Genomic DNA, 6,000 nt, shown 5'->3' on the forward strand with positions numbered 1-6,000 from the left:
CGACCACCCGAATGGCCGAACGGCGGCATCCGGGGGCTTCTCGCCCCCACCACTCCGCGGTCCTCCCAAGCCGACGCGCCACTCACCCGTCCGCCGCCCAATGCGCGCCGAATCCGATAAAAGGTGTGATCGTTGTAAACCACTGCAATAAGGACAGTTGGCGAGTGAGGAGCTACGGTGAGCGACCCTGACCGGGAGCCCGGGAGCGCGCGCGTGGCGCACTCCGCGGTCGACGAGGCCTGCGCCGTGGCCGACGCCGTCCTCTACGAGGGCTACCTCCTCTACCCGTACCGGAGATCGTCGCCCAAGAACCGCGTGCGCTGGCAGTTCGGCATCCTCGCGCCGCGTGCCTGGGCGGGGGCCCCCGGCCCCGTCGCGCCGAGCATCTCGGGGTCCGTGGAGTCCTGGCAGCAGCAGACCGAATGCCTGCTGCGGGCAGAGCCCGAGGCCGTGGTCCAGGTGCGCGTGCGCTATCTGCAGATGCAGCAGAGGGTCGTCGAGCTCCGGGAGGAAGACGGCCGCTACACCCCCGTGGACTCCGTGGAGACAGCCGGCGACGTCCATCTGGCCTTCGACGAGGCGGTGCCGCGCGAGAGCGACCTCGTCGTTCCGCTGGCCGCCCTCCTGGCAGGTGAGCGGCACTTCGCCCTGGCTGCTCCCGGCGGTGAGGAGACGGAGGAACTTCCCGATGGCGTGGGGCGGTTGGTGCGCCGGCGGTGCCCCGTCGAGGCGCGGACGACGCTGTACGCCGAGCGGCTCCCCGGCCCCGGAGGACTGCACCGGCTCCGGGTGCGCACGGAGAACACCGGTGAGGCGACCCCGCCGGAGACCCCTCGCGAAGAGGCCCTGCGCCATGCGCTCATCGCGACACACACGTTGATCGGCGGCCAGGGAATCAGCTTCCTCTCCTCCATCGACCCGCCCGAGGAGGCCGCCGCTCACGTCCGGGACTGCCGCAACCTGCACACCTTCCCGGTGCTCGCCGGCGAGGAGGGATCGGACGGCCTCGTCCTGTCCGCCCCGATCATCCTGCCCGACCACCCGCAGGTGGCGCCGGAAAGTCCGGGCGACCTGCACGACGCCGCGGAGATCGACGAGATCCTGACCCTGCGGACGCTGCTGCTCACGGACGACGAGAAACGTGAGGCCCGCGCCACCGACGCCCGGGCCGCGTCGATCCTGGACCGGGTGGAGACCATGCCGCCGGAGGTGCTGGCCCGGCTGCACGGAGCCATCCGCTCCCTCGCCCCGACGGCCGCCGACGCCGTACCGGCCGCGGACGCCGCCGCCCCCGACGAGCGCGGTGCCACGACCGAACCACATCCGCACGCATCCGACGCGTCTCCCGCCCTGGCGTTCGCCGGACCGGTGGCCGCGGCCTACGACCGACTCCGGGACCGACTGCAAGGGAGGCCGAGCACATGACCGTGGAAAGCGGTACCAAGGTCAGCCGACGCAACGACAAGGCCGAGCAACCACGCGGGTTCGACGAGGTCCATATCCTGTGGATCTCCGAGGGCATGAGCTGCGACGGCGACACCATCTCGATGACGGCGGCCGGTCAGCCCGCCATCGAGGACATCGTCCTCGGGCTCGTACCGGGTCTGCCGAAGGTCAATCTCTACAACAAGGTGCTCTCGCCCAGCATGGGCGGCGATGACTTCCTCGCTCCTTTCCGCGCGGCGGCACGCGGCGACCTGGAGCCCTTCATCCTGGTCATCGAGGGATCGATCCCCAACCAGAAGATCATCCAGGGCGACGGCTACTGGACCTCGTTCGGCAACGACCCCGAGACGGGTGAGCCGCTCACCATCAACTGGTGGATCGACCACCTCGCTCCCCGCGCCTGGGCGGTGGTCGCCGCCGGTACCTGCGCCACGTACGGCGGGATCCACGCGATGGCCGGCAACCCCACGGGCTCCATGGGCCTCGCCGACTATCTGGGCTGGGAGTTCAAGTCTCAGGGCGGACTGCCCATCGTCAACGTGCCGGGCTGCCCGATCCAGCCCGAGAACTTCATGGAGACGCTGACCTGGGTGCTCTACCACGCGGCCGGGTCGGCACCGCCGCCCCCGCTGGACCACATGCTGCGTCCGCAGTGGTTGTTCGGGAAGACGGTGCACGAGGGATGCGACCGCGCCGCCTACTACGAGCAGGCCGACTTCGGCCGGGACTACAACTCGCCCAAGTGCATGGTCAAGGTGGGCTGTTGGGGTCCTGTCGTCAACTGCAATGTGCCCAAGCGCGGCTGGATGGCGGGCGTGGGTGGCTGCCCGAACGTCGGGGGCATCTGCATCGGCTGCACGATGCCCGGTTTCCCGGACGCCTTCATGCCGTTCATGGACGAGCCGACGGGCGCCACCTTCTCCGCCGCCCTGATCCGACCCTACGGGGCCGTGATCCGGCGACTGCGCGGGCTGACCAACATGGCGGTCAACCGCGAACCCAAGTGGCGTCACCCCAAGGCCGAGCTGACCAGCGGTTACGACGCCCACTGGCGCCCCTGAGACCGGACAAGCGAAAGAGAGCGAGGAAAACACGGACATGACGGCAACCGAGGCGCGGGGCGCCAAGCGCAAACCCGCGCAGATCGTGGACATGTCCTGGGACCCGATCACCCGGATCGTCGGCAATCTCGGCATCTACACGAAGATCGACTTCGCGAACCGGGAAGTCGTGGAGTGTCACAGCACCTCGTCCCTCTTCCGGGGCTACTCCGTCTTCATGCGGGGCAAGGACCCGCGCGACGCGGGCTTCATCACGTCGCGCATCTGCGGGATCTGCGGTGACAACCACACCACGTGTTCCAACTACGCCCAGCAGATGGCCTATGGCGTCAAGCCGCCGATGCTCGCCGACACCATCGTCAACCTGGGCGAGGCGGCCGAGTACATCTTCGACCACACGATCTTCCAGGACAACCTGGTCTTCGTCGACTTCTGCGAAGCCATGGTCAAGTCCACCAACCCCGGCCTCCTGGCGCGGGCCGAGCGCACCGAGGCACGCCACGCGAACATCCACGGGTACCGGACCATCGCCGACGTGATGCGCGCCTACAACCCGTTCGAGGGCGAGGTGTACAAGGAGGCGCTGAAGGTCAGCCGGATCACCCGGGAGATGTTCTGCCTGATGGAGGGGCGCCACGTCCATCCCTCCACGCTCTATCCGGGCGGTGTCGGCACGATGCCGGAGCCGACCACCTTCACCGACTACCTCTCCCGCCTGGTGCGCGTGCTCGACTTCGTCAAGAAGGCCGTCGTGATGAGCGACGACGTCTTCGACTTCTTCTACGAGGCGATGCCCGGCTACGAGGAGGTGGGCCGGCGGCGCATCATGCTCGGCTGCTGGGGCGCCTGGCAGAACCCCGACGTGTGCGACTACCGCTACGAGACGATGAGCGAGTGGGGCAAGGCGATGTACGTCACCCCCGGCATCATCGTGGACGGCGAACTCGTCACCAACGACCTGGTCGACATCAACCTGGGCATCCGGATCCTGCTGGGCAGTTCCTACTACGAGGACTGGGCGAACGAGCAGCCGTTCGTCACCCACGACCCGCTCGGCAACCCCGTCGACATGCGCCACCCCTGGAACCAGACGACGGTCCCGATGCCGCAGAAGCGCGACTTCGACGGCAACTACAGCTGGGTGATGAGCCCTCGCTGGTACAACAAGAAGACCTCCGAGCACCTTCCGCTGGACACCGGCGGCGGCCCTCTGGCCCGCCTGTGGTCGACGGCGCTCAACGGCATGGTCGACACGCCGTACGTGAAGGCCACCGGCCGCAGTGTGGAGATCTCGCTGCCCAAGAGCGAGCAGCTGCCGGAGATGACGCTGGAGTGGAAGATCCCCAAGTGGAGCAACACGCTCGAACGCGACCGGGCCCGGCCGTACTTCGTCGCGTACTCCGCCGCCATGGCCTTCTACTTCCTCGAGAAGGCGATGGGGTTCGTCCGTGCCGGCGAGACCAAGGTCTTCGAGAACTACGAGGTGCCGGACGAGGCGATCGGCTGCGGGTTCCACGAAGCGGTGCGCGGTGTCCTCTCCCACCACCTGGTGATCAAGGACAGGAAGATCGCGAACTACCATCCGTACCCGCCGACGCCGTGGAACGGCAGCCCAAGGGACATGTACGGCACCCCCGGGCCCTACGAGGACGCCGTCCAGGGCCAGCCGATCTTCGAGGAGAACGGCCCCGACGACTTCAAGGGCGTCGACATCATGCGCACCGTCCGCAGCTTCGACCCCTGTCTGCCCTGCGGGGTGCACATGTACCTCGGCAAGGGCAACACGCTGACCAAGCTGCACTCGCCCACGTACGGAGCGGCTCATGCCTGAGTCCGTGCGGCTCGACGAGGCGGCGGTCGCCGAACGGCTGACGCGCCTCGACCTGCTGCTCGAGCAGATCGAGGGCGCCCCGGGGCCCATGACCGGCGCCGCGGTCGAGGCGGTGCAGGTACTCGCCGCGGTCTACGGGGAGGCGCTGGCCCGGGTACTGGACGGCGCCGACCGCGCCCTCGTCGACCGTATGGCCGGTGACCAGCTCATCGGCCATCTCCTGGTGCTTCACGACATCCACCCGGAACCGCCCGAGCGCCGGGCCGAGCGCGCGGTCGACGCGCTGCGCCCCTCGGTGCTCGAGCGGGGCGGGGACGTCGAGCTGACGGCCGTGGAGGAGGGCGTCGCCCGGGTGCGGCTCGCCGCCAAGGGCTGCGGATCCTCCTCCGCCGCCGAACTGGAGGAGGCGGTCCGCGAGGCCGTGCTCACCCTGGCCCCCGAGCTCTCCGGCGTCGAACGGGCGCCGGGGACTGACGGGCGGCGCAGCACCTTCGTACCGCTCGAAGCACTCACCCTGCGTCCGGCGTCCGTCGCGGAGCCGTCATGACCTCCGGTGCTCTGGCCCGCGTCATCCGCTCCGCCGCGGACCGGCGACCGGAGGCGGAGCGCTGCGACCTGTGCGGCGTCGAGACCCCGTCCGACCACCGGCATCTGCTCGACGTGGGCAACGACGAGGTGCTGTGCGCCTGCCGGCCCTGCTCCCTGCTCTTCGTCGAGGCCGAGGCGAGCGAGGGGCGGTACCGACTGGTGCCGAGCCGGCGGGTACGCCTGCCTCCGGTGGGTACTCGCGCCCTGGGCGTCCCGGTGGGGCTGGCCTTCTTCCTCGCGCGTGCGGACAGCACCGTGACCGCGCACTACCCGAGCCCCGCGGGGGCCGCGCGCTGGGAGGCGGACCCGGAGGCATGGCGCGATGTCGTCGCCCAGTGCCCCCCGCTCGCCACCCTCGAACCGGCTGTGGAGGCGCTACTGGTGAACACCGCCCGTTCCGCGGAGGAGCACTGGATCGTCCCCATCGACGACTGCTTCCGGATGGTCGCGCTCGTCCGACGGGAATGGCGAGGTCTGTCCGGCGGCAGCCGGGTGTGGCCGGCCGTGGACCAGTTCTTCGCGGAGCTGACCGAACAACCGTAGACCGGCAAGGAGGAGCTGATGGGCATCATCCGAGTAGGCAAGCCGCACGTGAAACCCGACACCCCGACCCATGTCTCCGGGCTGCACGAGGGCAACAGGGGGCCTTACAGCCGTCAGACCGGACACCACAAGGACGGGACCGCCGACGCCCGCCGCTCGACCGGAATCCACTGGCGCAAGCACAACGCGATCGCCAAGACCATGCCGAACCTTCCTCCCGGATGAGGCGGCATCCACCACCGCGCCGCTTCCGGTGCGGCACCGCAGACAAGGACCGAGGAGTAGGGAACATGGCCAGACGAGTGCTGATCGCCGAGGCGCTGCTCATTGCGGGCCTGGCGACCGTCGTACTGTGCCGGGAGATGCCCGGGCTGGTACGCGAAGTCAGGATCTGGCGGATGGTGGGACTGCCGGGCGTCACCAGGCGCCGCCGCTGACCCGCCTTCCCGCCGGGCGCCATTGGGCCGGGCCGCGCAGTCAGCCCGAAGTAGTCCGCGGTGGCAGCCATGATGGCGGTCGTGGTGATCTCGG

Annotated in this window: 7 protein-coding genes; all 7 read left to right on the forward strand. The window is 69.3% G+C overall.

All coding sequences use genetic code 11. The features are described from left to right. Positions 1-177: 177 nt before the first annotated feature. The 7 genes from ABZ904_RS35955 (at position 178) to ABZ904_RS35985 (ending at position 5,906) form a co-directional block, all read left to right on the forward strand. Positions 178-1,425, forward strand: a complete 1,248-nt coding sequence (locus ABZ904_RS35955; RefSeq protein WP_360998431.1) for a hypothetical protein — start codon at positions 178-180, stop codon at positions 1,423-1,425. Beyond that, complete coding sequence (locus ABZ904_RS35960) at positions 1,422-2,507, forward strand: hydrogenase expression protein HypE (RefSeq protein WP_359396090.1); 1,086 nt, start codon at positions 1,422-1,424, stop codon at positions 2,505-2,507. The genes ABZ904_RS35955 and ABZ904_RS35960 overlap by 4 nt, the downstream gene beginning before the upstream one ends. A 37-nt stretch (positions 2,508-2,544) precedes the next feature. Continuing rightward, positions 2,545-4,338 (forward strand): nickel-dependent hydrogenase large subunit, encoded by a 1,794-nt coding sequence (locus tag ABZ904_RS35965; protein ID WP_359396088.1) that lies wholly within the window; start codon positions 2,545-2,547, stop codon positions 4,336-4,338. Then, the gene (locus ABZ904_RS35970; RefSeq protein WP_359396085.1) at positions 4,331-4,885 is read left to right on the forward strand and encodes a NifU family protein; all 555 of its coding nucleotides are present in this window, start codon (positions 4,331-4,333) and stop codon (positions 4,883-4,885) included. The genes ABZ904_RS35965 and ABZ904_RS35970 overlap by 8 nt, the downstream gene beginning before the upstream one ends. Further along, positions 4,882-5,469 (forward strand): DUF5947 family protein, encoded by a 588-nt coding sequence (locus tag ABZ904_RS35975; RefSeq protein ID WP_361828191.1) that lies wholly within the window; start codon positions 4,882-4,884, stop codon positions 5,467-5,469. Before ABZ904_RS35970 ends, ABZ904_RS35975 begins: the two co-directional genes overlap by 4 nt. An 18-nt stretch (positions 5,470-5,487) precedes the next feature. Then, positions 5,488-5,694, forward strand: coding sequence for a hypothetical protein (locus ABZ904_RS35980; RefSeq protein ID WP_359396081.1), 207 nt, complete (start codon positions 5,488-5,490; stop codon positions 5,692-5,694). Positions 5,695-5,759: 65 nt separating this feature from the next. Continuing rightward, the gene (locus tag ABZ904_RS35985) at positions 5,760-5,906 is read left to right on the forward strand and encodes a hypothetical protein (RefSeq protein ID WP_359396079.1); all 147 of its coding nucleotides are present in this window, start codon (positions 5,760-5,762) and stop codon (positions 5,904-5,906) included. The last annotated feature ends 94 nt before the right edge of the window (positions 5,907-6,000 follow it).

Source organism: Streptomyces sp. NPDC046900, from assembly GCF_040644975.1.
Classification (GTDB): domain Bacteria; phylum Actinomycetota; class Actinomycetes; order Streptomycetales; family Streptomycetaceae; genus Streptomyces.

Coding starts and splice junctions, on each gene's coding strand:
- ABZ904_RS35970 (WP_359396085.1), top strand. CDS start 4,331: ATGCCTGAGTCCGTGCGGCTCGACGAGGCGGCGGTCGCCGAACGGCTG.
- ABZ904_RS35960 (WP_359396090.1), top strand. CDS start 1,422: ATGACCGTGGAAAGCGGTACCAAGGTCAGCCGACGCAACGACAAGGCC.
- ABZ904_RS35980 (WP_359396081.1), top strand. CDS start 5,488: ATGGGCATCATCCGAGTAGGCAAGCCGCACGTGAAACCCGACACCCCG.
- ABZ904_RS35965 (WP_359396088.1), top strand. CDS start 2,545: ATGACGGCAACCGAGGCGCGGGGCGCCAAGCGCAAACCCGCGCAGATC.
- ABZ904_RS35985 (WP_359396079.1), top strand. CDS start 5,760: ATGGCCAGACGAGTGCTGATCGCCGAGGCGCTGCTCATTGCGGGCCTG.
- ABZ904_RS35975 (WP_361828191.1), top strand. CDS start 4,882: ATGACCTCCGGTGCTCTGGCCCGCGTCATCCGCTCCGCCGCGGACCGG.